This is a genomic window from Burkholderia sp. L-4 (genome assembly GCF_056856535.1).
Genome location: NZ_JBXEOX010000002.1, coordinates 2,438,095 through 2,463,467, shown reverse-complemented (window position 1 = coordinate 2,463,467; position 25,373 = coordinate 2,438,095). Strand labels below are relative to the sequence as shown.

20 protein-coding genes are annotated in these 25,373 nt (G+C 69.6%); 11 read left to right on the top strand and 9 right to left on the bottom strand.

All coding sequences use genetic code 11. The features are described 5' to 3' along the window. The first annotated feature begins 90 nt into the window (after positions 1-90). The 4 genes from pdxR (at position 91) to AC1VVG_RS27985 (ending at position 5,468) form a co-directional block, all read left to right on the top strand. Positions 91-1,563 (top strand): MocR-like pyridoxine biosynthesis transcription factor PdxR, encoded by a 1,473-nt coding sequence (pdxR, locus tag AC1VVG_RS28000; RefSeq protein ID WP_482836910.1) that lies wholly within the window; start codon positions 91-93, stop codon positions 1,561-1,563. Between the two features lie 215 nt (positions 1,564-1,778). Next, on the top strand, positions 1,779-3,359 hold the full coding sequence (locus AC1VVG_RS27995; RefSeq protein ID WP_482836909.1) for a trypsin-like peptidase domain-containing protein: 1,581 nt from the start codon (positions 1,779-1,781) through the stop codon (positions 3,357-3,359). Positions 3,360-3,571: 212 nt separating this feature from the next. Next, entirely contained in the window at positions 3,572-4,798 is a 1,227-nt protein-coding gene (locus AC1VVG_RS27990; protein ID WP_482836907.1) for an MFS transporter, read from the top strand. Positions 4,799-4,922: 124 nt separating this feature from the next. After that, entirely contained in the window at positions 4,923-5,468 is a 546-nt protein-coding gene (locus AC1VVG_RS27985) for a DUF4303 domain-containing protein (protein ID WP_034191238.1), read from the top strand. A gap of 55 nt (positions 5,469-5,523) precedes the next feature. On the opposite strand, the gene AC1VVG_RS27980 is transcribed toward AC1VVG_RS27985, so the two are convergent. From AC1VVG_RS27980 to cobA, 7 genes are all read right to left on the bottom strand, one after another. Beyond that, complete coding sequence (locus AC1VVG_RS27980; protein ID WP_046548002.1) at positions 5,524-6,222, bottom strand: fumarylacetoacetate hydrolase family protein; 699 nt, start codon at positions 6,220-6,222, stop codon at positions 5,524-5,526. Between the two features lie 126 nt (positions 6,223-6,348). Then, positions 6,349-7,290, bottom strand: a complete 942-nt coding sequence (locus AC1VVG_RS27975) for a helix-turn-helix transcriptional regulator (RefSeq protein ID WP_482836905.1) — start codon at positions 7,288-7,290, stop codon at positions 6,349-6,351. Between the two features lie 91 nt (positions 7,291-7,381). Beyond that, a complete protein-coding gene (locus AC1VVG_RS27970) occupies positions 7,382-8,164 on the bottom strand; it encodes a YkgJ family cysteine cluster protein (protein ID WP_482836903.1) in 783 nt (260 codons plus the stop codon). Positions 8,165-8,225: 61 nt separating this feature from the next. Then, on the bottom strand, positions 8,226-8,825 hold the full coding sequence (locus AC1VVG_RS27965; RefSeq protein WP_482836901.1) for a uracil-DNA glycosylase family protein: 600 nt from the start codon (positions 8,823-8,825) through the stop codon (positions 8,226-8,228). A gap of 124 nt (positions 8,826-8,949) precedes the next feature. Beyond that, entirely contained in the window at positions 8,950-10,002 is a 1,053-nt protein-coding gene (locus AC1VVG_RS27960) for a CmpA/NrtA family ABC transporter substrate-binding protein (RefSeq protein WP_343727173.1), read from the bottom strand. A 5-nt stretch (positions 10,003-10,007) separates the two neighbouring features. Continuing rightward, positions 10,008-10,604: an ANTAR domain-containing response regulator gene (locus tag AC1VVG_RS27955; RefSeq protein ID WP_034191244.1), complete on the bottom strand. Its 597-nt coding sequence runs from the start codon at positions 10,602-10,604 to the stop codon at positions 10,008-10,010. Positions 10,605-10,724: 120 nt separating this feature from the next. Then, the gene (gene cobA, locus AC1VVG_RS27950; RefSeq protein WP_049030155.1) at positions 10,725-11,486 is read right to left on the bottom strand and encodes a uroporphyrinogen-III C-methyltransferase; all 762 of its coding nucleotides are present in this window, start codon (positions 11,484-11,486) and stop codon (positions 10,725-10,727) included. Between the two features lie 608 nt (positions 11,487-12,094). Between cobA and AC1VVG_RS27945 the strand changes: the two genes are divergently transcribed. Genes AC1VVG_RS27945 through AC1VVG_RS27930 form a run of 4 tightly spaced genes read left to right on the top strand, consistent with a single transcriptional unit; the run spans position 12,095 to position 20,607 of the window. Continuing rightward, positions 12,095-13,420, top strand: coding sequence for an MFS transporter (locus AC1VVG_RS27945; RefSeq protein WP_175028562.1), 1,326 nt, complete (start codon positions 12,095-12,097; stop codon positions 13,418-13,420). Positions 13,421-13,441: 21 nt separating this feature from the next. Beyond that, complete coding sequence (gene nirB / locus AC1VVG_RS27940) at positions 13,442-16,027, top strand: nitrite reductase large subunit NirB (RefSeq protein WP_482836899.1); 2,586 nt, start codon at positions 13,442-13,444, stop codon at positions 16,025-16,027. Between the two features lie 31 nt (positions 16,028-16,058). After that, complete coding sequence (gene nirD, locus AC1VVG_RS27935; protein ID WP_034191247.1) at positions 16,059-16,403, top strand: nitrite reductase small subunit NirD; 345 nt, start codon at positions 16,059-16,061, stop codon at positions 16,401-16,403. 16 nt (positions 16,404-16,419) lie between these two features. After that, the gene (locus tag AC1VVG_RS27930) at positions 16,420-20,607 is read left to right on the top strand and encodes a bifunctional nitrate reductase/sulfite reductase flavoprotein subunit alpha (RefSeq protein WP_482836897.1); all 4,188 of its coding nucleotides are present in this window, start codon (positions 16,420-16,422) and stop codon (positions 20,605-20,607) included. 45 nt (positions 20,608-20,652) lie between these two features. Here the strand turns inward: AC1VVG_RS27930 and AC1VVG_RS27925 are convergent, their stop codons facing one another. Both AC1VVG_RS27925 and AC1VVG_RS27920 read right to left on the bottom strand, forming a co-directional pair. Next, positions 20,653-21,429 (bottom strand): SDR family oxidoreductase, encoded by a 777-nt coding sequence (locus tag AC1VVG_RS27925; protein WP_034191249.1) that lies wholly within the window; start codon positions 21,427-21,429, stop codon positions 20,653-20,655. Between the two features lie 4 nt (positions 21,430-21,433). Continuing rightward, entirely contained in the window at positions 21,434-21,877 is a 444-nt protein-coding gene (locus tag AC1VVG_RS27920; RefSeq protein WP_069704690.1) for a GlcG/HbpS family heme-binding protein, read from the bottom strand. 95 nt (positions 21,878-21,972) lie between these two features. On the opposite strand from AC1VVG_RS27920, the gene AC1VVG_RS27915 reads away from it, so the two are divergent. From AC1VVG_RS27915 to AC1VVG_RS27905, 3 genes are all read left to right on the top strand, one after another. After that, entirely contained in the window at positions 21,973-22,887 is a 915-nt protein-coding gene (locus AC1VVG_RS27915; RefSeq protein ID WP_482837228.1) for a LysR family transcriptional regulator, read from the top strand. 83 nt (positions 22,888-22,970) lie between these two features. Next, entirely contained in the window at positions 22,971-23,405 is a 435-nt protein-coding gene (locus AC1VVG_RS27910) for a hypothetical protein (protein ID WP_059556609.1), read from the top strand. 516 nt (positions 23,406-23,921) lie between these two features. Beyond that, positions 23,922-25,361, top strand: a complete 1,440-nt coding sequence (locus AC1VVG_RS27905) for a UbiA family prenyltransferase (RefSeq protein ID WP_124608874.1) — start codon at positions 23,922-23,924, stop codon at positions 25,359-25,361. Positions 25,362-25,373 lie beyond the last annotated feature (12 nt).

The window sequence follows — 25,373 nt, the reverse complement described above, 5'->3', positions numbered from 1 at the left end:
GCAAATTTATGGTGCCACGATCTGGCGGCCGCCGGCTTCGCGCCACTCGCCGCGCGCCACGTTCCGACATTTTCACGCTGCGATGTTCCGATGACGACTGCCTTTCCTTCCGGCGACGCGCCGTTGCTGCCGCTCGACGCACCGCTGGCGCGCGCACCGGGCGCGCCTTCGCTGCAGCGCCAGTTGCTGCGCCGCGTGCGCGACGCGATTCTCGGCGGAGCGATGCCGGCCGGCACGCGGCTGCCTGGCACGCGCGCGCTGGCGGAGACGCTCGGCGTGTCGCGCAACACGACGGCCGCCGTCTACGAGCAGCTCGTCGCCGAGGGGTTCCTGCAGTCCGACCGTCGCGGCACACGCGTGGTCGGGCTGTCGCGGCCGGCGCCGCCGCGCCGGCGAGCGGCGCCGCCGGCCGTCGCCCAGCGGCTCGGCCGGATTCGTCCGAGCCTCGTCGGCGCCGGCGAGTCGGAGGGGTTCCGGCCGGGCGTGCCCGCGCTGTCGCATTTCCCGGTGGACGCGTGGCGGCACGCGATCGACCGCGCATTGCGCCGTGCCGGCCGCGACCTGCTGGCGTACGGCGACCCGCTCGGCGAGCGCGCGTTGCGCGAATCGATCGCGCGCCATCTGGCCGTGACGCGCGGCGTGCGCTGCGATCCCGAGCAGATCGTGATCACGGAAGGCGCGCAGGGCGCGATCGCGCTGTGCGCGCAGCTGCTGACCAACCCGGGCGATACGGTGTGGGTCGAGGAGCCCGGCTATCGCGGCGCGCGTACGGCGATGCAGGCGGCCGATCTCGAGGTCGTGCCGATGCCGGTCGACGCGGAGGGACTGCGCGCGGAAGCGAACGACTGGCGCGAACGGACGCCGCGCCTCGTCTACACGACGCCGTCGAACCAGTTCCCGACCGGCGCCGTGCTGTCGATTTCGCGCCGGCTCGCGCTGATCGATGCGGCGCGCCGGCATCGCGCGTGGATCATCGAGGACGACTACGACAGCGAATTCCGTCACACCGGCGAGCCGATCGGCGCGATGCACGGGCTTGCTCCCGATTCGCCCGTCGTTTATCTCGGTTCGTTCAGCAAGACGATGTTTCCGGCGTTGCGGATCGGTTTTCTCGTGCTGCCCGAGGCGCTGTTGGCCGCCGTGCGACCGGCGCTGCCGGAGATGCTGCGCGGCGGGACGCGTCACGTGCAGCTCGCGCTGGCCGATTTCATCGAGACCGGCGAGTACGGCCGGCATCTCGGGCGGATGCGCCGGCTGTATCGCGACCGGCGGCGTTTGTTGCTCGCCGCGCTCGACAGCAGCCTCGGCGTGCCGCACCAGGTGGAGGGCGGGCCGTGCGGGCTGCATCTCGCGTTGCGGATGCCGGCGCGCTATCGCGACCGCGCGATCGTCGACGCGGCCCGCGCGCACGGCATCGGGCCGTTTCCGCTGTCGGGCTTTTCGATCGACGCGGGGCGGGCGGGCAACGGGCTCGTGCTCGGGTTCGGCAATACGTCGGCCGATGCGTTCGAGCCGATGTTGAGGATGCTGTCGGCGCTCGCGGAGCGGGTGGCCGGGAGTTGATTCGTTGCCGGACTTGTGCGGATTGACGAACCGCGCACTTTGTCCGGAACGAACGCCATCGCGGCTCCGCGCCCGCCGCCCCATCCGGCATACGGGTTTCGATTCATCTGTTCGAACAGGCCGCGTGGACTATAAATGGATGCGTGTACCGGTGCTTGTCGGGCGCCTGCGCGTTTCGCGCAGGCCGGCGCCGCGACTGCCGGGGGAGGTGCACCGTGGTTTGCCAGACGCTTGCTCGCGCCGTGCTTCGCACCGCGTTGATCGGGGGCGTGCTTGCCGTTTTCTCGCCGCCGCCCGCTGCCGTTGCCGCCCCCCTCGCACCGCCCGCCGCGCCACGCGCGATGAAGCAGCGGGCGCCCGCCGCGCCTTACGCGATGCCGGTCGATTTTCCGGCGATCGTCGACCGCTACGGTCCGGCTGTCGTGACCATCATGGCTGCCGCGCCCGACCAGCAAACGGGCGGTCCGTCCTTCGCGATGCTCGATCCCGACGATCCGCTCGCCGCATTTTTCCGGCACGACGCGCCGCCGCCCGCGCAGGGAGCGCAGGCGCCGCAGACGCCGGCACCCGATACGGCGCCGCGTGCGGTGTCGGGTAGCGGCTCGGGCTTCATCGTCAGCGCCGACGGCCTGATCCTCACGTCGGCCCACGTGGTCGACGAGGCGACCGACGTGACGGTGCGGCTGACCGACCGCCGCGAATTCAAGGCGACCGTGCTGGCCGTCGATCCGCAAAGCGATGTCGCGTTGCTGCGCGTCAGCGCGACGAAACTGCCGTTCGTGCGCACCGGCGATGCGTCGAAGGTCCGCGCGGGTGAGCCGGTGATGACGATCGGCGCGCCGGACGGGTCGGGCAACACGGTCACGGCCGGCATCGTCAGCGCGACGTCGCACCGCTTGCCGGACGGCAGCACGTTCCCGTTCTTCGAAACCGACATCTCGCCGAATCCCGACAACTCGGGCGGCCCCGTGTTCAATCGCGCGGGCGACGTGATCGGCATCGCGGTGCAGGTCTACACCGGCAACGATCGCTACGCGAGCATGACGTTCGCGATTCCGATCGCATTCGCGGCAAAGGTGCGCGCGCAGTGGCAGGCGCAACAGCAGACACAGATGCAGGCGCAACAGGCTCAGGCGTCCGCCCCCGGGGCGTCGCCCGGCAACGCGTTCGGCGTCGACGTGCAGGACGTCGGCGTCGGGCTGGCCGCGGCATTCGGGCTGCCGCGCCCGGCGGGCGCGCTCGTCAACGGCGTCGCGCCGGGCTCGCCGGCCGCCGCGGCCGGTCTGAAGCCCGGCGACGTGATCGTGAAGTTCGGCGACAAGGCGATTGGCCGTTCGGCCGAACTGAACGACCTGGCCGCCGCGCTGCCGCCCGGCGAGAAGGCGCCGCTGCGCGTGATCCGCAACCGCGCGCCGGTGATGCTGACGATCACGGGCGCCGATGACGCGGCCGGGAACGCACCGGCCGCGACGGCGGGCATGGCCGCGCCGAAGGCTGCGGCACGATCGGGCCCGGGGGCGGGCGACCGGGGCGACCGGCTGGGACTGACGATGCACGCGCTGAGCGACGACGAGCGCCGTTCGACGGGGCTCGCGGTCGGGATGATGGTGGACGCGGTGCACGGGCCGGCCGCGAGCGCGGGCATCCAGCCGGGCGACGTCGTCCTGGAACTCAACGACACGCTGCTCGAGACGCCGGACGACGTGCAGTCGCTCGAAGCGAGCGGCGGTAACGTGATCGCCGTGCTGATCCAGCGCAACAACGCGCGGAAGTTCGTGTCGGTGCGCGCGCGTTAGGGCGTTGACGCGGCCGGCGTCGTCCGCCTAACATCGTTCGATATCGCGGGCGGTCTGCCCGGCATTCAGGAGCCATTCGGCATGAAAACGGCTTGCTTCATCGTCGTAGTCCACAGGCGCAGGGTCCGGTAGCGGCACCGCGCCGGCACCCATGCGCCCCCGACTCGTTCGGGGGCTTTTTTTTGCTTTGCGCACGGCCGTCGGGCACGTGCATGGAGGGCATCCGCTTGTCATCGAACCCGCCGATCGATTCCGCCCCGGCGTCGCCGCGACAGGCGACGCTGATCCTGCTCTGCGCGCTCTCGGTGCTGCCGCTGAGCCTGTTCCTGCCGTCGTTGCCGGCGATCGCGCGCGACCTGCGCACCGACTATGCGCTCGTCGCGCTGTCGCTCGGCGGTTACGCGGCGGTGGCCGCGTCGCTCGAGTTCGTGATGGGACCGCTGTCGGACCGGTTCGGGCGGCGGCCGGTCGTGCTGACGAGCGTCGGCATATTCGCGCTCGGTTCGCTCGGCTGCGCGATGGCGGCCGATGTCCGCGTGTTTCTCGCGTGCCGGGTGATGCAGGCGGCGATCACGTCGGTCTACCCGGTGTCGATGGCGACGATCCGCGATACCGGCGGCGGCGCGCGCGCGGCGAGCCGGATCGGCTATGCGGCGATGGCGGCCGCGTTCGCGCCGATGCTCGGCCCGACGCTCGGCGGCGCGCTCGACCAGGCGGCCGGCTGGCGGGCGAGCTTCTGGCTGCTCGGCGCGGCCGGCATCGCGCTGTTCGGCTGGTGCGCGTTCGATCTCGTCGAAACCCATACGCAGCGTTCATCGAGCTTCCGGCAGCAGCTTCGTGCCTATCCGGCGCTGCTGCGCGCGCGCCGTTTCTGGGCCTATGCGCTTTGCATGGCGTTCTCGACGGGCGCGTTCTACGCATTCCTGGCCGGCGCGCCGCTCGCCGCGAAAACGCTGTTCGGCATCCCGCCGGCGGAGATCGGCTTCTGCATGGGGACGATCACGGCCGGTTTCGTCGGCGGCAGCTTTCTGGCCGCGCGTGTCGCGCGCCGCTACGCACTGGCCACGACGATCCTGTGCGGACGCGTCGTCGCGTGTGCGGGGCCGCTGATCGCGCTTGCGCTCGTGTTCGGCGGCGCGACGCATGCGCTCGCGTGGTTCGGCCCGTGCGTGCTGGTCGGCATCGGCAACGGGCTGACGAATCCCGGCGCGCATGCCGGCGCGGTGTCGGTGCGCCCGGAGCTGGCGGGCACCGCGTCGGGGCTGGCCGGTGCGATGACGATCGCCGGCGGCGCCGCGTGGTCGTCGCTGACGGGCGCGGTGCTGACCGCCGGCAACGCGGGTTACGCGCCGCTCGCGATGATGCTGCTGTCGACGGCGATCGCGCTGGCGGCCGCGATCTGCGTGAGGATATTCGATGCGCGGGACGCCGCACGCTGACCGCGGGTGCGGCCCGGTACCGCGGCGCGGCCGATTGGCGGACAATCCGTCGAATACCGGGAGACGATGCACCTTCCGCGAGCCGTATTCGCCGACGCGCGAACGGTGCCTGGGCGAGGAAGCGATGAGCGATTTTTCAGATTTCCAGCGGGACATTGCCGATGCCGCGAGGGCGACCTTCAAGGCGCTGCGGGCGTTGCACCCCGACGAACATTTCTACGCGTTCGCGCTTTATACGGACAGCGGCGCGATGACGGTGGTGCCGGCCGCCAATTCGATCGAGGGGCTGCGCCGGATCCGCGCGCAACGGGCGATCGCGGACGACGATCCGGCGCCGTGGTGCACGTGGGGTTCCGCCGAATGGGCGTACGAGGCGGCGGAGGCCTCGCCGTTCAACGCGATCTGCGGCAGGCTGGCCGACGAAGTGCTGAGCCCGCGGTTCGTCCAGTCGCGATTCGCGGCATTCTCGCGGCAACTGCAGACCGACATGATCGAGGCATTGCGGCTGCTCGACCGCGAGGGCCTGTTCGGTACGGGCGAGGACAGGGCGGCCATCACGCTGTTCGTGTCGATCAGCGACGACGACGCGGCCGAGGCGCTGGAAAACGCGTCGGCGAAAGCGCTGAATCCGCCGGCCGTCGCCGACGCATTCCTGCGCCGTTACGGCTGACCGGCATCGGGATACCGCACGGCGGCCCGGACGGGCGGCCGCCGTGCGTGCCGCATTACGGCTTCGCGCCCACCACGAATTCGAACGTCGCGACGCCGTCGACGCCGCCCGTCACGCGGTCGCCCGGCTGCAGCGCGCCGACGCCGGCCGGCGTGCCGGTGAAGATCAGGTCGCCGGCCTTCAGCTCGACCGAACGCGACACGTAGGCGATGACGTCGGGCACGGCCCAGATCATGTCGGCCAGATCGCCTTGCTGGCGCGTGTCGCCGTTCACGGCGAGCCAGATGCGGCCCGTCGCCGGGTGGCCGGTGGCCGACGCCGCGCGCAGGGCGGTCACGGGGCCCGATGCGTCGAAACCCTTCGCCCAGTCCCACGGGCGGCTCAGCTTCTTCGCCTCGGCCTGCAGGTCGCGGCGCGTGAGGTCGACACCGACGCCGTAGCCCCAGACGTGCGACAGCGCGTCGGCCGGGTCGATCGACCGGCCGTCCTTGCCGATGGCGACCACCAGCTCGATTTCATGATGGAGGTCGTTCGTCAGCGGCGGATAGGCGACGGTGCCGCTGGCCGGGACGATCGCGTCGGCCGGCTTCGTGAAGAAGAACGGCGGTTCGCGGTCGGGATCGGCGCCCATTTCGCGGGCATGGTCGGCGTAGTTGCGGCCGACGCAGAATACGCGGCGCACCGGAAAGCGCGCGGACGACTGGTCGACTTCGACGGAAGGACGCTCGGCGGCGTCGATGACATAGGCGGACATCGGATGGCCTCGTTCGGTGGGAAGACGGATACCGGTGCCCGTGCGGCGCCCGGGTCGGCATGCGTGCAACGATACCCGACGCGCGGGCGGCCGGATGCGACGCAACTGCGTTTTACCGGGACAAAACTACGTGTCGGCGGCCGCCGGCGCATCGTCGCCGTCCGGGAGTGCGGCGTTCGCGTCGCGGTAGGCCTTCGGCGACACGCCGACGCGCGCCCGGAAGCGCCGCGCGAAATAGCCTTCGTCGCGGAAGCCGACCGAGCGCGCGATGTCCGCGATGCGCCGGCTCGTGTGGGCCAGCAGCGATTGCGCGAGCGCGATCCGGCGCTCGGTCACGAGATCGGTGAACGTGCTGCCGGTTTCCTTGCGGATCAGGTGCGCGAGATAGTTCGGCGACAGGAACGCGGCCTCGGCGGTCGCGGCGAGCGTCAGGTCCTCGCGGGTCAGGTTCGCGCGGACGTGCCGCAGCACGCGCGCGAGCGCGTCGCGCCGGCCCGCGCGCTGGGCGCCGCGCTGCGCGAGCTTGTCGAGCGCACCCGCATACTGCGTGCAGACGAGCCCGATCAGCTGCAGCAGATAGCCGCGCAGCAACGTGGTCGAGCCGAACGTGCGCACGCGATCGGTGTCGAGCATGCACAGCGCGAGGCGGCGTGCCTCGTCGAACGTGTCGCCGGTCAGGATGAAGTCGAGATGCTCCTGGAAGCGGAACGGCGTCAGCTCGGGGAAGCGGTGTGCGGGCACGTCCTCGAGATCGAGCGGATCGACGTCGGGATCGGCGCGCAGGAACGCCTGGCTGAAGTTGATCACGATGAAATGCGCGCCGTCCGGATGCGGGATCAGGTGCTCGCGGTGCGGCAGCACGAACGCGAGCGCGCCGCGCGGAAACGGCCGCGTGACGCCGCCGATCCGTTGCTCGGTGTCGCCGCCGAGGTTGAACTGGATCTGGAAATACGCGTGCCGGTGCGGCTCGGTGATCGCCTGCCGCGATGCCTGGTCGCGGATGTAGAAGTCGAGCCGGTCGCTGCGTTCGGGCATCCCGTACAGGCGCGGCGGGGCGGTGGAGGACATGAGGGATTCTGCTGTGGATGACGCGGTTGAGCCGCGATGGTACAGCGAATCGGACGCGGCCGGAACGTGCGGGCGCGTGGCGGCGCGGCGATCAGGCGTCCGGATGGAAGCCGAGATAGCGGGCGTGCGGCTCCGTGCCGCGGGCGGCGAGCATGCTCGTTGCACCGACCGACACGAGCGTTTCCACCGTGGGCGCGCGGTTCGACACCAGCGTCCATTCGATTGCGGCGCCGGTTTCGGCCGGCAACGGGGTGCGCAGGTCGGTCAGCGCGGCGAGCAACGCGGCGGCCGGCGGCGCATGAACCATGAAGCCTTCGTTGGCGACGGCCGCGGTGTCGATGCCCAGCGCCGCGCACAGCCGCGCGCGCAACGGCGTCTCGGCTTCGCTCGCCGCGCGCGAGCGTGCGATGGTCTCGTGCGTTGCCGCGTCCACGAGCATGCCGCCGCGGACCAGCGGCGCGCGCTGCCAGGCGTCGGGCGGGCATTGCTTGCCGCCGGGCATCAGCGGCACGAACGGATTGACTTCGGCCGGATAGATCCGGCACACGAGCGGGCGTTCGTCGTAGATTCCGCAGCGCAGGTCGTCGCGCAGGTTCGGGCACGGGCCGGCATGCGACGCGGTGAGCACGGCCGTGATGCGCACGGGCAGCGAACCGCTCGTCGCGGGCGTCGAACGCGCGCGCTTGTAGGCAGCGAACGCGTCGCCGGGCTCGGGTTCGACGGGCCACGGCATCGCGTCGCACAGCAGTTCCACGTGGCCGCCGCGTTGCAGCCATGCGATCGCCTCGTCGAGCGTCAGCGGAATGCGCAGGTCGCGGCAGCATGCGCCGCATCCGGTGCAGGCAAAGTCGAGGTCGGTCGAGGTGGTATTCATGAGGGGATGGCGGGGACATCGGGCGGGACGCGAGGCATGGCGAGGCCGCCGGTGATTGCGTTCATCGGCCGAGCAGCGGTGCCACGCGGCGGCGGAGTTCGGGCACGACTTCGGCGTCGAACCACGGGTGGTGCTTGAACCACGCCTGGTTGCGCGGCGACGGATGCGGCAGCGGCACCACGCCGGGGCCGTAGTCGCGCCACGCGTGCACGGTGTCGGTCAGCGTCGCCTGGCGCGTGTCGCGCAGGAAATGCCCCTGCGCGTACTGGCCGACCAGCAGCGTCAGGCGGATCGACGGCAGTTCGGCCAGCAGCCGGTCGAGCCACAGCGGCGCGCACTCCGGGCGCGGCGGGTTGTCGCCGCTCGCGCCGCGGCCCGGATAGCAGAAACCCATCGGCACGATCGCGAAGCGTGCTTCGTCGTAGAAGGTGTCGGCGTCGACGTCGAGCCAGCCGCGCAGCCGCTTGCCGCTCGCGTCGTCCCACGGGATGCCGCTCGCGTGGACGCGTGCGCCCGGCGCCTGCCCGACGATCAGGATGCGTGCGTCGCGATGGGCGCGCACGACGGGGCGCGGGCCGAGCGGCAGGTCGGCTTCGCAGGCACGGCACGCGCGGATTTCGGTGAGCAGCACGTCGAGCGGCGCGCGCGTACGTTTCGGCATCGATTCGGATCGGGGACGGAGTGGTCATGCGGTGTCGCCCGGGCGGTGCCTGCCGGCCGCCGCCGGGTGGCCCGGAGCGGTGTGGCGCGGCCCGGGAGCGCGCCTTCGGCTTCAGGCGCGCGCATTACGCGCGCGACGGGCCCGATGCGCCGCCTTCGGTGACCGCAGCATCATACAACGCGGTCTGCGCGATTGCCGCGGCGATCGCCGCATCGTCGTGCGGGCCGTCGAGCATCCCCCAGCGCCGGTATTGGGACAGGAACCAGCGGCCTTCGAGCGGATCGGGCCGGTTCACGGTACCGCCGTCGTGGAAGCGGATCGGCAGTGGCGGCGTGGCGAACGGCCCGGCGCCGTAGTCGCCGAGCAGGCGCGGCGCGATCAAGCGGGCCGGCACGCCGAGCGCGTCGGGCGACGCGAGCCAGTCGGCGGCCTCGCGGCGATGCGCGGCGCTGTCGAGCCACGCACACGCATCGACGAGCGTGCGGATCAGCGCTCGCGCGGTGGCCGGATACAGCGCGACGAAGTCGCGCCGTGCCGCCAGCACCTTTTCCGGATGATCGGGCCAGATCTCGCTCGTGACCGCGACGGTGCGGCCCGCGCCGCATGCGTCGGCCACCGCGTGCCATGGCTCGCCGGCACAGAAGCCGTCGAGCTCGCCGCCGGCGAGCGCGGCGACCATCTCGGGCGGCGGGATCACGACGCTGCGCACGTCGCGCAGCGGATCGACGCCGTGCGACGCGAGCCAGTGGTTCAGCCACATCGCGTGCGTGCCGGTCGGGAACGTCTGCGCGAGCAGCGGCTTGCGGCCGAGCGTCGCGAACGTGTCGCGCAGGCTGCCGGTGTCGCGGAACGCGTCGGCGAGGCCGCGCGACAACGTGATCGCCTGGCCGTTGCGGTTCAGCACCATCAGCGCGGCCATGTCGGCCTGCGGGCCGCCGATGCCGAGCTGCAGCCCGGTGACGAGGCCGTACAGCGCATGCGCGGCGTCGAGTTCGCCGCTCAGCAGCTTGTCGCGCACGGCGGCCCAGGACGGCTGGCGGCTCGGCTCGAGCGTGAGGCCGTGCCGCGCGCCGAGGTTCAGGCGCTGCGCGACGATCAGCGGGGCCGCGTCGCTCAGCGCGACGAACCCGAGGCGAAGATGGGCGCGTTCCGGCGCGGCGGGAGGTGAGGTATCCATGGCACTCATGACTGGGGTGAGGCGTCGAGCAGTTGGCGCGCGACGTCGACGATGCGCAGGCCCTGATCCATCGCGCGCTTGCGCAGCGCCGCGTACGCATCGTGCTCGGACAGCTTGCGCTGGTCCATCAGCGCGCGTTTCGCGCGGTCGATCAGCTTGCGTTCGGCGAGTTCGCGCTCGACGTCGGCCAGCCGGCGGCGCAGCGCATCGTCGTGCGAGAAGCGCGCGAGCGCGACTTCGAGAATCGGGGCGAGCCGCTCGGCCGACAAGCCTTCGACGAGATACGCGCTGACGCCCGCGCCGACCGCCGCGCGGATCAGTTCCTGGTCGGCGTCGTGGCTGAACATCAGCACGGGGCGCGGCGCGGTCGTGTGCATCACGGCGAGCTGTTCGAGCGTGTCGCGCGACGGCGAATCGGTGTCGATGATCACGACGTCGGGGCGCTGCTCCTCGACGGCTGCCGGCAGGCGCGCGGGTGTCGCGACGTCGTTCAGCATCTCGTAGCCGAGGCGCGCGAGCGCGTCGCCGAGCTCGCCGATCGGCTTGTCGGTGTCGGTAACGAGCAGCACGCGCAGGCGGGGGGGCTGGGCAGGCGAACTCATGAGGCAGGCGACGGGAGCGGTGAAGCCGCGGGGCCGCGCGCGAACGACGCATGCAGGCCGCGCGCGTGGCCGTTGGCGGCGGGAACGGAGAGCGGCCGAAGCCGTGCGAAGCCGCGCATGTCAGGCGGCCCGCGAAAACACCGTGCCGACCGCGGCATCCGCATCCTGCGCGGCGGCTTCGCCGATCGCGCCGCCGACGAGGATCACGGCCGGGCTGCCGAGCCGCGCGGCGTCGATGCCGTGCGCAAGCGTGCCGAGCGTGCCGGTCCAGCGGCGTTCGTCGGGCGTGCCGGCCCATTGCACGGCCGCTGCCGGCGTCGACGCCGGCAGCGCGGCGAGCAGGCCCGACGCGATGCGGTCGATGCGGCTCATCCCCATGTAGATCGCGAGCGTCGTGCCGGTCGCCGCGAGCCGCGCCCAGTCGGGTTCGCCGTGATCCTGGCGGTGTGCGGTGACGAACGTGACGCCCTGGCAGTGCGCGCGGTGCGTGAGCGAGACGCCGAGGCTCGCGGCGGCCGCGAATCCCGACGAGATGCCGCTGACGATCTCGACCGGAATCGCGGCGGCGCGCAGTGTCGCGAGTTCTTCGCCGGCGCGGCCGAACAGCAGCGCGTCGCCGCCTTTCACGCGCACCACGTGCGCGCCGCGCAGCGCATAGCGGCGCATCAGCTTCTCGATGAATGCCTGCGGCGTGGAGCGGCAGCCGCCGCGCTTGCCGACGCGGATCACGCGCGCCCGCGGCGCGAGTTCGGCGATGCCGGGCGCGACCAGGTCGTCGAGCAGCAGCACGTCGGCGGCGGCGAGTGCCTTTACGGCCTTCAACGTGAGGAGATCGGGATCGCCGGGGCCGGCGCCCAGCAGCGTGACTTTGCCAGTCGTCATGTCGTGTTCCATTGCCGCATGCGTGCGTGCGGCGGTCGATAACGGTCTGCGCGGTGGCGGCGGGCGATCGAAACGCACCGGCATCCGCCGTGCCGCGCACGGGAGGGACGCCGTTGTCCTGGGGGAGCCTGTCCCGAAGGGCGGGCAAGGGTTTGCGGGAACTGCCCACCGGCGCCGTTGCCGGTGTCGCGCACGAGATCGAGCAATATCCGGGCCAACCGGTGCACGGCCCGGCACGCACCGCGCGCGGGCAGCCGCCATGCCGTATCGCGTGCGTCGCGCGCCACGTGTGCGCACCGCGATGTCGCACGGCGACAGTGCTGCAGCGCACCACATCTGTGCCTCGCTGCCTCACCGCGCAGCGTCCGCCGCGCGTCGCCGGGCGCCGCATGCCGGCCGGCGAGCCTTGTACGGCGGGGCTGCGGGCCCGATTGGCGGCAACATGGCATGGCGTTTGCGTAAGCCGATTCGGGCGGATCAACGGCGATTCGTCCGCAGTACCGATTACCGACGCGCCCGGCAACGGGCTTCTTGGGCAACGGCGTCCTACGCATCGGGTCTCGACGAGACCGGGTGCGCAGGACGCCGTTTTTCGTTTGGCGGATGACATGACCGACAAAGCTACCCGTATCGATCTCTTCAGCTTCCGCACCGCGCCGATGCGCGCGTTCCACATGACGTGGATGGCGTTCTTCGTCTGTTTCTTCGCGTGGTTCGCGTGCGCGCCGCTGATGCCGCTCATTGCACGCGAATTTCACCTGACGGCGGCTCAGGTCGCCAACATCAACATCGCCGCAGTGGCTGCGACGATCGCCGTGCGGCTGCTCGTCGGCCCGTTGTGCGACCGCTTCGGCCCGCGCCGCGTGTATGTCGGCCTGCTGCTGCTCGGCGCGATTCCCGTGTTCGCGGTGTCGTTCACGCACGACTACCTGTCGTTCCTGATCTGCCGGCTCGGCATCGGTGCGATCGGCGCGGGCTTCGTGATCACGCAGTACCACACGTCGGTCATGTTCGCGCCGAACGTCGTCGGCACCGCGAACGCGACGACGGCGGGCTGGGGCAACGCCGGTGCCGGCGCGACGCAGGCGCTGATGCCGCTGCTCGTCGCCGCCGGCCTGATGCTCGGCCTCGGCGAGGATTCGTCGTGGCGCGTCGCGCTGGTCGTGCCGGGCGTCGCGATGCTCGTGATGGCCTGGGCGTACTGGCGTTTCACGCAGGACTGCCCGCAAGGCGACATCATCGCGCTGCGCAAGGAAGGCGTGACGGTCGACAGCGGCAAGAAGGGCGGCTGGGCGAGCTTTGTCGCCGCTTGCGCGAACTATCGCGTGTGGATGCTGTTCGTCACCTACGGTGCGTGCTTCGGCGTCGAGGTATTCATCCACAACATCGCCGCGCTGTACTACGTCAATCACTTCAGCCTGTCGCTGAAGGACGCCGGTTTCGCGGTCGGCCTGTTCGGGCTGCTCGCGCTGTTCGCCCGCGCGCTCGGCGGCTGGCTGTCCGACAAGATCGCCGCGCGCCGCAGCCTCGACGTGCGCGCGGCGCTGCTGTGCGCGCTGATCGTCGGCGAAGGGCTCGGGCTGATCTGGTTCTCGCATGCGCAAAGCGTCGGCGTCGCACTCGTCGCGATGCTGGCCTTCGGCCTGTTCACGCACATGGCCTGCGGCGCGACCTACGCGCTGGTGCCGTTCATCGACCGCAAGGCGCTCGGCGGCGTCGCGGGGATCGTCGGCGCGGGCGGCAACGTCGGCGCGGTGGCGGCGGCTTTCCTGCTGAAGGGCGTGGGTGACGTGCAGCAGACGCTGAGCCTGCTCGGCCTCGTCGTGACCGCGACCGCGCTGTGCGCGATGGCCGTGCGCTTCAGCGAAGAACACAAGGCACGCGAAGCCGAGCTGCGCGATCGCGCGCTGGCCGCCGCCAACGCCGCGAACTGATCGAGCGAAGGAACCTTCACCATGAAACTCATCGTCATCGGCCACGGCATGGTCGGCCACAAGTTCCTCGAATGCGTCGCGGCGCAAGCGGGCGCGGCGGGCGCGCTGCAGGTCACCGTGCTCGGCGAGGAGCCGCGCCCGGCCTACGATCGCGTGCACCTGTCCGAGTTCTTCGCGGGCAAGTCGGCGCACGACCTGTCGCTGGTCGAGCCGGGCTTCTTCGAGCGTCATCCGCAGTTCGACCTGCGGCTGAACGCGCAGGTCGCGTCGATCGACCGCGCCGCGCATACGGTCACGCTTGCGTCGGGCGAAACGCTTGCGTACGACAAGCTCGTGCTCGCCACGGGCTCGCGCCCGTTCGTGCCGCCGGTGCCGGGGCGCGATCGCGCAGGCTGCTTCGTGTACCGGACGATCGAGGATCTCGAGGCGATGCAGGCGTGCGGCGCGCACGCGAAGCGCGGCGTCGTGATCGGCGGCGGGCTGCTCGGCCTCGAATGCGCGAAGGCGCTTCGCGACATGGGGCTCGACACCCACGTCGTCGAATTCGCGCCGCGGCTGATGGCCGTGCAGGTCGACGACGGCGGCGGCCGGATGCTGCGCGCGAAGATCGAGGCGCTCGGCGTGACCGTGCATACGGGCAAGAACACGCTGGAAATCGTCGACGGCGAGGACGGCGCGCACCGGATGGCATTCGCCGACGGCACGCATCTCGACGCCGACATGATCGTGTTCTCGGCCGGCATCCGTGCGCGCGACGAACTGGCCCGTGCGTGCGGGCTCGACACCGGCCCGCGCGGCGGCATCGCGATCGACGACGCGTGCCGCACGAGCGACGCCGACATCTACGCGATCGGCGAATGCGCGGCCTGGAACGGCATGGTGTACGGCCTCGTCGCGCCCGGCTACGACATGGCGCGCGTGGTCGCGACGCAGCTTGGCGGCGAGGTCGGCGCGGGGGCCGCAGCCGCGTTCGCGGGCGCCGACATGAGCACGAAGCTGAAGCTGATGGGCGTCGACGTCGCGAGCATCGGCGACGCGCACGGCACGACGGCCGGCAGCCGCACCTACCAGTATGCGGACGAGCGCCGCCAGGTCTACAAGAAGCTCGTGGTATCCGACTGCGGCAAGTTCCTGCACGGCGCGGTGATGGTCGGCGACGCGGCCGAGTACGGCACGCTGCTGCAGATGATGCTGAACCGCATCGAGCTGCCCGAGTCGCCCGAATTCCTGATCCTGCCGTCGTCGGACGGCGCGGCGAAGCCGGCGATCGGCGTCGACGCGCTGCCCGCGGCCGCGCAGATCTGCTCGTGCAACAACGTGTCGAAGTCGCAGATCTGCGCGGCGGTCGCCGACGGCGCGACGAGCCTCGGCGCGCTGAAGACGTGCACGGGCGCCGGCACGTCGTGCGGCGGCTGCGTGCCGCTCGTCACGCAGATCATGAAGGCCGAGATGCGGAAGCAGGGCCTCGCGGTCGACAACCATCTGTGCGAGCACTTCCCGTATTCGCGCCAGGCGCTGTTCCACCTGATTCGCGTCGAGCGCATCACGACCTTCGACGACCTGCTCGCGAAGCACGGCCGCGGGCTTGGCTGCGACGTGTGCAAGCCGGCCGTGGCGGGCATTCTCGCATCGTGCTTCAACGAGTTCGTGCTCAAGAAGGCGCACGCGGGGCTGCAGGATTCGAACGACTATTACCTCGCGAACATCCAGCGCGACGGCACGTACTCGGTCGTGCCGCGCATGCCGGGCGGCGAAGTCACGCCGGAAGGGCTGATCGCGGTCGGTCAGGTCGCGAAGAAGTACGGCCTGTACACGAAGATCACCGGCGGCCAGCGCGTCGACCTGTTCGGCGCGCGCGTCGAGCAGTTGCCGTCGATCTGGGAGGAGCTGATCGCGGCCGGCTTCGAGTCGGGGCACGCGTACGGCAAGGCGCTGCGCACGGTGAAATCGTGCGTCGGGTCGACCTGGTGCCGCTACGGCGTCGGCGATTCGGTCGGTCTCGCGATCGACCTCGAGCATCGCTACAAGGGGTTGCGCGCGCCGCACAAGATCAAGTTCGGCGTATCCGGCTGCACGCGCGAATGCGCGGAAGCGCAGGGCAAGGACGTCGGCATCATCGCGACCGAAAAGGGCTGGAACCTGTACGTGTGCGGCAACGGCGGGATGAAACCGCGCCATGCGGAGCTGCTCGCGTCCGACCTCGACCGCGACACGCTGGTCCGCTACGTCGACCGCTTCCTGATGTTCTACGTGCGCACCGCCGACCGGCTGCAGCGCACCAGCGTGTGGCGCGACAACCTCGAAGGCGGTCTCGACTACCTGATCGACGTCGTCGTGCACGACAAGCTCGCGATCGCGGCCGAACTCGAAGCCGACATGCAGCACGTGGTCGACACCTACGAATGCGAATGGAAGCGGGCCGTCACCGATCCGGATACGCGCAAGCGTTTCCGCCACTTCGTGAACAGCGACGCGCCCGACACGACCATCGAATTCGTCGAGACGCGCGGCCAGATCCGGCCCGCGACACCCGGCGAGCGGGCGGGCGGCAAGCGCGTGCCGATTCCCGTCGTGGCCGACAGCGCGACCGAACCGGCAACCGCCTGACCGATATCCGCATCACTTCAAGGAGCCCGTCATGAACGATCGTCTTTCGCCATCCTGGACCCGCGTGTGCGCGCTCGACGACATCGTGCCGAACACCGGCGTGTGCGCGCTCGTCAACGGCGCGCAGGTCGCGGTATTCCACGTCGCGCATGCCGACGGCGGCGTGTTCGCGATCGACAACGTCGATCCGGTATCGCAGGCGGCCGTGATGTCGCGCGGGCTGATCGGCAGCCTCGGCGAGCGCATCGTGGTCGCGTCGCCGCTGTACAAGCAGCACTTCGACCTGCGCACCGGCGAATGCCTGGAGGCGCCCGAGCAGTCGGTGAATGCGTATCCGTCGCGGGTCGAGGACGGTTTCGTATGGATCGCGGCCTGACCGTCCCGGAGCGCGCATGACCGCCACCCCCGTCAAGAGCGTGTGCCCGTACTGCGGCGTCGGCTGCGGAATGGTGCTGCACGTCGAGGACGGCGAAGTCGTCAAGGTATCCGGCGACGCCGACCATCCGGCCAACTTCGGGCGGCTGTGCACGAAGGGATCGTCGGCGCACGTGGCGCTGCGCCGCTCGGGACGGCTCGACCGCGCGTTCGTGCGCCGCGCGCGCGAGGACGACCTCGTACCGCTGCCGGCGCGCGACGCGATCGCCGAAACCGCGCGCCGGCTGCGCGCGGTGCTCGATGCGCACGGCCCCGACGCGCTGTCGTTCTACGTGTCGGGGCAGATGTCGATCGAGGCGCAATACCTCGTCAACAAGCTCGCGAAGGGTTTCGTCGGCACCCACAACATCGAGTCGAACTCGCGTCTCTGCATGGCGAGCGCGAGCACCGGCTACAAGCAGTCGCTCGGCGCGGACGGCCCGCCCGGGTCGTACCAGGACTTCGATCGCGCGAACCTGTTTTTCGTGATCGGCGCGAACATGGCCGACTGCCACCCGATCCTGTTCCTGCGGATGATGGACCGCGTGAAGGCCGGCGCGAAGCTGATCGTGGTCGATCCGCGCCGCACCGGCACCGCCGACAAGGCCGACCTGTTCCTGCAGATCCGGCCTGGCACCGATCTCGCGCTCGCCAACGGGCTGCTGCATCTGCTGCATGCGAACGGCCGCACCGATGCCGCGTTCATCGACGCATACACGGAAGGCTGGGACGCGATGCCCGCGTTTCTCGCCGACTACACGCCCGAACGCGTGGCCGCGATCACCGGGCTCGCGGAAGCCGACCTGCGCACGGCCGCGCAATGGATCGGCGATGCGCAGGAATGGATGAGCTGCTGGACGATGGGGCTCAACCAGAGCACGCACGGCGTGTGGAACACCAACGCGATCTGCAACCTGCATCTGGCAACCGGCAGGATTTGCCGCGCCGGCAGCGGCCCGTTCTCGCTGACCGGTCAGCCGAACGCGATGGGCGGGCGCGAGATGGGCTACATGGGGCCGGGCTTGCCGGGCCAGCGCTCGGTGCTGTCCGACGACGACCGCCGCTTCGTCGAGCACCTGTGGCGCGTGCCCGCCGGCACGCTGCGCAAGGACGCCGGCAAGGGCACGGTCGACCTGTTCGAGCGAATGGCGGCCGGCGACATCAAGGCGTGCTGGATCGTTTGCACGAACCCGGTCGCGACCGTGCCGAACCGGCGGAACGTGATCGCCGGTCTGCAGGCCGCGGAGCTCGTGATCGCGCAGGACGCGTTCCTCGACACCGAGACCAACCGCTACGCGGACATCCTGCTGCCCGGCGCGCTGTGGGCCGAGGGCGACGGCGTGATGGTCAACTCCGAGCGCAACATGACGCTGATGCGCGCGGCGGTCGCGCCGCCCGGCGACGCGCTGCCCGACTGGCGCATCGTCGCGGAAGTCGCGCGTGCGATGGGCTTCGGCGAGGCCTTCGACTATGCGTCGGCGGCCGACGTGTTCGACGAGATCGTGCGCTTCTCGAATCCGGCGACCGGTTACGACCTGCGCGGCGCGAGCCATGCGGCGCTGCGCGACGGCCCGGTGCAATGGCCGGTCGCGCCGGGCACCGCGCGCGAGCGGCATCCGGTCCGCTACCTGAACGACGGCGTGAGCCAGACGCCGCGCACGGCCGCCGACGGCGGCGATGCGCCGCGCATCGCATTCCCGACACCGTCGGGCAAGGCGCGCTTCTTCGCGCGGCCGCACGTCGACCCGGCCGAACTGCCCGACGACACGTTCCCGATCGTGCTGAACACCGGGCGGCTGCAGCATCAGTGGCACACGATGACGAAGACGGGCAAGGTCGCGATGCTGAACAAGCTCAACCCGCGCCCGTTCGTCGAACTGCACCCGGACGATGCGCGCGCGCTCGGCATTGCGGCGAAGGACGGCGTCGAAATCCGTTCGGCGCGCGGCCGCGCGGTGCTGCCGGCCGTCGTGACCGAACGCGTGCGGCGCGGCAACTGCTTCGCGCCGATGCACTGGAACGACGTGTACGGCGACGACCTGTGCATCAACGCGGTGACGAACGACGCGATCGATCCGGAATCACAGCAACCCGAACTGAAATATTGCGCGGTCGCGCTGCGGCGCGTCGACACGGATGCGTTCGCGTCCGCCGATGACGACACGGCGCAACCCGATGCATGCGCCGACGACGCGGGGCCCGCGCCGGCGCCGGTGCAGGCTGCTGCTTCACAGGAATCCGACATGGCAGACATCGACACTTTCGCGGCCGCGCTCGGCGTCGCCGATCTCGCGCCGCCGCCGTTGACCGATACCGAACGGCTGTATGTGGCGGGCCTCGTCAGCGGGCTGAAGGCCAGCGCCGGCCGGCGCGAGGGCGGTGTGCCGGTGCTGCCGGCCGCCGCGCCGTTGACGCCGCCGGTGCGGCTCTGGCTCGACGGGATGCTCGCGGGCCTGTTCAGCCGCTCGCTGCCTGCGCATGCGCAGGGTGCCGCCACCGCCGCGCCGCCGGCCGAGACCACCGCATCCGGCGGCGTGCGGATCGTGCGCACGCGACCGAAGGTCGTGCTGCTGTGGGCGTCGCAGACCGGCAACATCGAATCGCTGACCGACGATTACGCGACGCGGTTGATGAACGCGGGTTTCGAGATCCGCAGCGCGTGCATGTCCGACTATCCGGTCGCGTCGCTTGCCGGTGCGCAATACGTGCTGCTGATGACGAGCACGTTCGGCGACGGCGACGCACCCGACAACGGCAGCGAGTTCTGGGACGCGCTGCGGGCCGGCAGCGCGGCACGGCTCGACGGCGTGCATTTCTCGGTACTCGCGTTCGGCGACCGCAACTACGACCAGTTCTGCGGCCACGGCCGCCGCCTCGACGCGCGGCTCGCGGAACTCGGCGCGGCGCGCCTGTGCGCGCGCGTCGATTGCGACGTCGAATTCCAGCACGATGCCGACCAGTGGCTCGAACGCGTCGTCGCGCGGATCAAGGAGGCCGACGCGGCGCTGCACGCGGTGCCGTCCGGCGGGATGAGCCCGCCGGGGCTGCTGCCGACGAAGGCGCAGCCGGCGCCGTCGAAGCTCGTCGCGAACGTGCGGCTCAATCGCCCGGGCGCCGCGAAGGACACGCGCTACGTGTCGCTGTCGACCGACGGCGCGAACCTCGAATACGAAACCGGCGATGCGCTCGGCGTGTGGCCGACCAACTGCCCGGAACTGGTCGACGAACTGCTGTCGGTGACCGCGCTGAAGGCCGATGCGCCGGTGTCGGTGGCGGGCGCCGGCGAGATCCGCCTCGGCGACGCGCTCGCGCGCCACTTCGACATCACGCGTCCGCATCCGGATACGCTCGCGTTCATCGCGTCGCGCAGCGCGAACGGTGCGCTGACGGCGCTGCTCGGCGACGATCGCAAGGGCGACCTGAAGCAATGGCTGTGGGGGCAGCAGCTCGCGGACGTGCTGCACGCGTTTCCGGTCGATCTGTCGGGCACGGAGCTGGTCGGCATGCTCAAGCGCATGCAGCCGCGCCTCTATTCGATCGCGTCGAGCCCGAGCGCGCACCGGGGCGAGATTCACCTGACCGTGTCGGCCGTGCGCTATCACAACGGCCGTCGCGCACGCAAAGGCGTCGCGTCGACGTTCCTCGCCGATCGCGCGGACGATGGACGCGTGCCGGTGTTCGTGCAGAAGTCCGCGCATTTCCGGCCGCCGGTGAACGGCGACGTGCCGATCGTGATGGTCGGCCCCGGCACCGGCGTCGCCCCGTTCCGCGGGTTCCTGCACGAGCGGCAGGCGCGCGGCGCGCGCGGGCGCAACTGGCTGTTCTTCGGCGAGCAGCACGCGCAGACCGACTTCTACTACGGCGACGAACTCGGTGCGATGCACGACAGCGGCTTCCTGACGCGGCTCGATCTCGCGTTCTCGCGCGACCAGGCCGACAAGATCTACGTGCAGGACCGGATGCGCGAGCAGGGCGCCGAGTTGTTCGCGTGGCTGGAGGAAGGCGCGCACTTCTACGTGTGCGGCGACGCCGCGCGGATGGCCAGGGACGTCGATGCGGCGCTGAAGGCCGTCGTTGCCGAGCACGGCGGGATGTCGGACGAAGCCGCGAACGACTATGTCGCGCGGCTCGCGAAGGCTCGGCGCTACATGCGCGACGTGTACTGACCGCGCGAGCGGCGGCGCGCCGTCCGGCGCCTGCCGCCCGGCTCGTCATTGCTGCCGTTCCCATGCGCGCGCCTGTTCGGCGCGTACGAATGCTTCCGACGATTCCGGCAGCAGGTTGCGGAACGCGCCGCCGTCGCTGTCGATCACGTCGACCATCTTCGCGATCATTTCCTCCGGGTCGTGCTGTTCGAGCGGGAACGTCAGCCGCTCGGGCGTCACGGTATGCACGGCGGGATCGCGCCAGCGCCGCGTCGTTTCCATCATCCGGTCGTTGAAGCCCGTGCGGTACGGGCCGGGGTTCACGACCGCGACGCGGATCCCGTGCGGTGCCAGTTCCGCCTGCATCGCCTCGGCCACCGCTTCGACCGCGTGCTTCGACGCGCAATACGCACCCGTGAACGGCCCCGTGATCAGGCCCGCGATCGACGACACGAACACGATCTTGCCGTGCCCGCGCGCGAGCATGCCGCGCGCGATCTGCTGCGTGAGTTCGAGCGGACCGAACACGTTCACGTCGAACAGCTCGCGGACGATCTCGACCGGCAGGTCGACGAGCGCACCGGCCTCGCCGACGCCCGCGTTGTTTACGAGCACGTCGATGTCGAGTTCCGCCGCGCGGGCGCGATCGTGCGCCGACGTGACGTCGAGCTTGATCGCGCGCAACGCGGCGCCGCGTTGCGCGGCGGCGGCCGTCAGTGCGTCGATTTCGGCGGTGACGCGAACGCCGGCCGTCACGTCGTGACCGCGCGCGGCGAGCCGTAAGGCGACCTCGCGGCCGAACCCGGTGCCTGCGCCGGTGATGAGGATGCGCTTCTGTGTCATGGGCTTACCCTGTGGTTGGGAGGTGGAGCGTTGCCGGAAAGCGGTCGCGGCCGTGTCGCGCGATCGCGGTGTCTTCATCGACGCTGCCGCCCGAGACGCCGATCGCGCCGACGCAGCGCCCGTTGCCGTCGATCAGCGGTTCGCCGCCGCCGAACGTGACGAGCCCGCCGTGACTGTGCTCGATGCCGTGCAGCGGACCGTCGCCCGACATCGCGCCGAGCGCATCGGTCGACGCACGGAAGCGGACTGCCGTCAGCGCCTTGCGCTGCGCGAGATCGATCGCGCCGAGGAAGCAATCGTCGGTGCGCACGAAGGCGAGCAGGTTTGCACCGGCATCGACGATGGCGATGGCGACGCCGTCGACCTGCAGCGACGCGGCGTGCGCGAGGGCCGCATCGATCGCGTGACGGGCGGCTGCGAGCGGCAGCGCGGCGGTAACGGGTGACATGCGAAGCTCCGGTGAGACGATAGCGTCAGTGTAGGCAGTTGCGGTATATGGGAGAATCCGTATTCCGCTCGAAAGAGTTTCAAGTTTTTCTAATGATGGGCAGACGCGATCCGATGGCCGGGCTGCACGTGTTCATGACCGTCGCGACGGCCGGCAACTTCACGCGGGCCGCCGCCGCGCTCGGCTTGACGCCGGCTGCCGTCAGTCTCGCGATCGGGCAGCTCGAGGGCGAGCTGAACGTGAAGCTGTTCAACCGCAGCACCCGCGGCGTCAGCCTGACGGAAGCCGGGCAGCGCTACTGGCGGCAGACGGAGCCCGCGTACCGGCAGGTCATGCAGGCGCGCGACGAGCTGAAGGAGGCGCGCAGCGAGCCGAGCGGCGTGTTGCGCGTGACCGCGCTGCCGCTGGCGCGCTCGCTCGTGATCGCGCCCGTACTCGCCACGTTTCGCGAGCGTTTTCCGAAAGTCCGGCTCGAGATCCGCTACGAGAACGAACTGGTCGACATCGCGAAGGACGGGTTCGATGCGGGAATCCGGCTGGCCGACCGGTTGCAGCCGGGCATGATCGGCGTGCGCATCGCGCCGGCGCTGACGTGTGCGTTGGTCGCGTCGCCCGGTTATCTGGCACGGCATGGCGTGCCGGCGTCGATTGCGGCGCTCGGGCGTCATGCGTGCATCCGGTTCCGTTTCTCGGAAAGCGGACGCCTGCACAAATGGCTGCTGCAAGACGGGCCGCGCGACGTCGACCTCGATCCGGACGGCGTGTTCGTGACGAACGATGCCGACGCGGTCATCGATGCGGCGCGCGCGGGTGTCGGCATTGCATTCGCGTTCATGCGCGAGCGCATCGAACAGGATCTGCTTGATGGCTCGCTCGTCGAGGTGCTGCCGGGCGTGTGCCGCACACTGCCGCCGATGTGGCTGTACTACGTGAATCGCAAGCACGTGCCGGCCAAGCTGCGCGCGCTCATCGACGTGTTGCGCGAGCGCGACGGCGCGGACGCGGCGTGATCGCCGCAGCGGCTGGCTGACTGCAGCGCTGGCCGAGGCGGCGCATGATGGCGGCTCCAGCCACGAAGCCACGGAGTCGCGTCATGACGGCAGCCCGGTATTTCCCGATTCGAACCCTTGTGATCGCCGCAGCGCTGGCCGGTGCCGCGACCGGTAGCGCGCCGGCCGTCGGCCAGACGTCGACCGTGCCGGCGGGCTCGGCCGCTGCGACGCCGGATAACGCGATACTCCTGACGGTTTTCCTGAAACACGACCAGGCGCGCCCGCTCGCCGAGCTGAATGCGCAACTCGCGAAGCAGGGGTTCTACAAGGCGTTTCCGCCGCCGGGCGTCGAAGTGGTGAGCTGGACCGTGACGATGGGGATCGGGCAGATCGTCGTGCTGCGGCTGCCGGCGTCGCGGCTGCGCGAGGTCAATCGCGTGCTCGAGGATACGGCGTGGGGCGCCTATCGGACGGAGTTCTATCCGACTTACGACTACAAGGCGATCGCGTTGGGGGAGCGTGAGCGGGGGAGGTGAAGCGTGATCCGGCGTGTCGTGGTCCCGCGATATCGTCCGGTATCGACCGTGTCGAAATTCAGCCGGGAAATGGCCGGAACAGAATTGAGGCGAGTGTCTTTCGATTTTGTCCTGGAGGGAGCCGGGGGATTATGTGTCTTCGTAAATGCATTGCGCATTGAGCGTGACGGAATAACGTGGAATGTTTTGGAGAGAGTCGCCATTTGGTGACATTCTTTAAAAAATAATAGAAATGGCTGCCTGCCGCCCGTCACGTTATCGTGAGTGGGGGCGTCTGTAGCTGACGCGATCATGCTGACAAGGGTGACACGGGACAAAAGTGGTCGTATTGTTGCGGGTTCGGCTTATCGGACCCCGTTTTCTGGTAAGATCCCGCGATTTGAAAAGTATTCACAATGAAGTCGGGGCTGGTGTAAATAAAAAAGAACGCCGATATCGCTTTCTGCCGATAAATTTGGCGCAAGGAACGGATTGACCAGTTTGGCGTCGATGTCAAACGGAAATGAATCACACATGATGCGAGAGACCAGAAAATTGCCGCTTGTCGTCGATCTCGACGGCACGCTGACGACGTCGGATACCTTGATGGAATCCGTGATACGCGTCGTCAAGCATCAACCTGCAAACCTGCTGAAATTGCCTTTCTGGCTCGTGGGCGGCCGCGCTGCATTCAAGGGCAAGGTCGCGGAACAGGTTGGTTTTCGGGCCGAGACGCTTCCCTACCGCGAGTCGCTTGTCGATTATCTGGCCCACGAGCGTAAAAGTGGTCGCAAGATCGTGCTGGCAACGGCGGCCCATCGTTCGATTGCCGAGCAGGTGGATGCTCATCTCGGTTTGTTCGACCTCGTCATTGCAACCCATGGCGATACGAACCTGAAAAGCGAGACGAAGCTTGCCGGCATTCGTCAACAAGTCGGCGACGATTTCGTCTACGCCGGAGACAGCAAGGCCGACATGCCGATCTGGGCGAATGCGAAGGGCGCCATTCTGGCGGGCGTCGCCCCCGGTATTGCCGCGGACGTCCGGAGCAACATTCCAGTCGAACGCGAGTTTCCGAACGAGCCTGTCGGGTTCCTGACCTGGTGCAAGGCGTTGCGAGTCCATCAATGGTTGAAGAACCTGCTGCTGTTCGTCCCGCTGTTGACGGCCTTTGCATTCTTTGACGTCGCCAAGGTTGCCACGCTCGTGCTCGCGTTTCTGTCGATGTCACTGGGGGCATCCGCAACGTACATTGCCAACGATCTGTGGGATCTGGACAACGACCGGCGCCATCCGCGCAAGCGCAATCGCGCGTTCGCGAACGGCACGTTGTCGATCGCCCAAGGTATCGGGGGTGCCGCGCTACTGCTCGTGATCGCGCTTGCATTGGCATTCGCGGTGTCGTCCGAGTTTGCGGGAATGTTCGTGCTGTATCTGATATTGACGACCGCATACAGCTGGAGCCTGAAATCCGTCGTGCTGCTCGATGTGGTGGCATTGTCGCTGCTGTATACGCACCGGATCGTCGCGGGAGCGGTTGCAGCTGAAATCCAGGTCAGCCGCTGGCTTCTCGCGTTTTCCGTGTTTGCCTTTCTCAGCCTGGCGCTCGTGAAGCGTTGCTCGGAACTGGTGTTCCTCCGCCAGAACGGAAAACCCGTATCGGCGGGCCGTGACTATCGTGTAAGTGATCTCGAAGTACTCTGGCCGTTCGGGATCGGCGCGTCGCTTGCCGCGGTGGTCGTGTTCGGCTTGTTTATCAATGCGCCTGAAACGGCCGCCCGTTACACGATTCCCCATCTGCTCTGGTTCGTTCAGATCGGCCTGATCTACTTGTTCGGCCGACTTTGGATCGCAACGGTGCGTGGCGCGATGCACGACGATCCAATCGTCCATATTCTCGAAAACCGGGGTAGTCTCGGCATGCTTTGCGTCATGGTGGCGCTCGTGCTGGCTGCTCACTTTCTGCCCGTGCTGTAAGTAGCGCGGATC

Coding starts and splice junctions, on each gene's coding strand:
- AC1VVG_RS27965 (WP_482836901.1), bottom strand. CDS start 8,825: ATGCCGAAACGTACGCGCGCGCCGCTCGACGTGCTGCTCACCGAAATC.
- AC1VVG_RS27960 (WP_343727173.1), bottom strand. CDS start 10,002: ATGGATACCTCACCTCCCGCCGCGCCGGAACGCGCCCATCTTCGCCTC.
- cobA (WP_049030155.1), bottom strand. CDS start 11,486: ATGACGACTGGCAAAGTCACGCTGCTGGGCGCCGGCCCCGGCGATCCC.
- AC1VVG_RS27910 (WP_059556609.1), top strand. CDS start 22,971: ATGACGGCAGCCCGGTATTTCCCGATTCGAACCCTTGTGATCGCCGCA.
- AC1VVG_RS27920 (WP_069704690.1), bottom strand. CDS start 21,877: ATGTCACCCGTTACCGCCGCGCTGCCGCTCGCAGCCGCCCGTCACGCG.
- AC1VVG_RS27980 (WP_046548002.1), bottom strand. CDS start 6,222: ATGTCCGCCTATGTCATCGACGCCGCCGAGCGTCCTTCCGTCGAAGTC.
- AC1VVG_RS27985 (WP_034191238.1), top strand. CDS start 4,923: ATGAGCGATTTTTCAGATTTCCAGCGGGACATTGCCGATGCCGCGAGG.
- nirD (WP_034191247.1), top strand. CDS start 16,059: ATGAACGATCGTCTTTCGCCATCCTGGACCCGCGTGTGCGCGCTCGAC.
- AC1VVG_RS27925 (WP_034191249.1), bottom strand. CDS start 21,429: ATGACACAGAAGCGCATCCTCATCACCGGCGCAGGCACCGGGTTCGGC.
- AC1VVG_RS27990 (WP_482836907.1), top strand. CDS start 3,572: ATGGAGGGCATCCGCTTGTCATCGAACCCGCCGATCGATTCCGCCCCG.
- AC1VVG_RS27930 (WP_482836897.1), top strand. CDS start 16,420: ATGACCGCCACCCCCGTCAAGAGCGTGTGCCCGTACTGCGGCGTCGGC.
- AC1VVG_RS27945 (WP_175028562.1), top strand. CDS start 12,095: ATGACCGACAAAGCTACCCGTATCGATCTCTTCAGCTTCCGCACCGCG.
- pdxR (WP_482836910.1), top strand. CDS start 91: ATGACGACTGCCTTTCCTTCCGGCGACGCGCCGTTGCTGCCGCTCGAC.
- AC1VVG_RS27975 (WP_482836905.1), bottom strand. CDS start 7,290: ATGTCCTCCACCGCCCCGCCGCGCCTGTACGGGATGCCCGAACGCAGC.
- AC1VVG_RS27970 (WP_482836903.1), bottom strand. CDS start 8,164: ATGAATACCACCTCGACCGACCTCGACTTTGCCTGCACCGGATGCGGC.
- AC1VVG_RS27955 (WP_034191244.1), bottom strand. CDS start 10,604: ATGAGTTCGCCTGCCCAGCCCCCCCGCCTGCGCGTGCTGCTCGTTACC.
- nirB (WP_482836899.1), top strand. CDS start 13,442: ATGAAACTCATCGTCATCGGCCACGGCATGGTCGGCCACAAGTTCCTC.
- AC1VVG_RS27905 (WP_124608874.1), top strand. CDS start 23,922: ATGCGAGAGACCAGAAAATTGCCGCTTGTCGTCGATCTCGACGGCACG.
- AC1VVG_RS27915 (WP_482837228.1), top strand. CDS start 21,973: ATGGGCAGACGCGATCCGATGGCCGGGCTGCACGTGTTCATGACCGTC.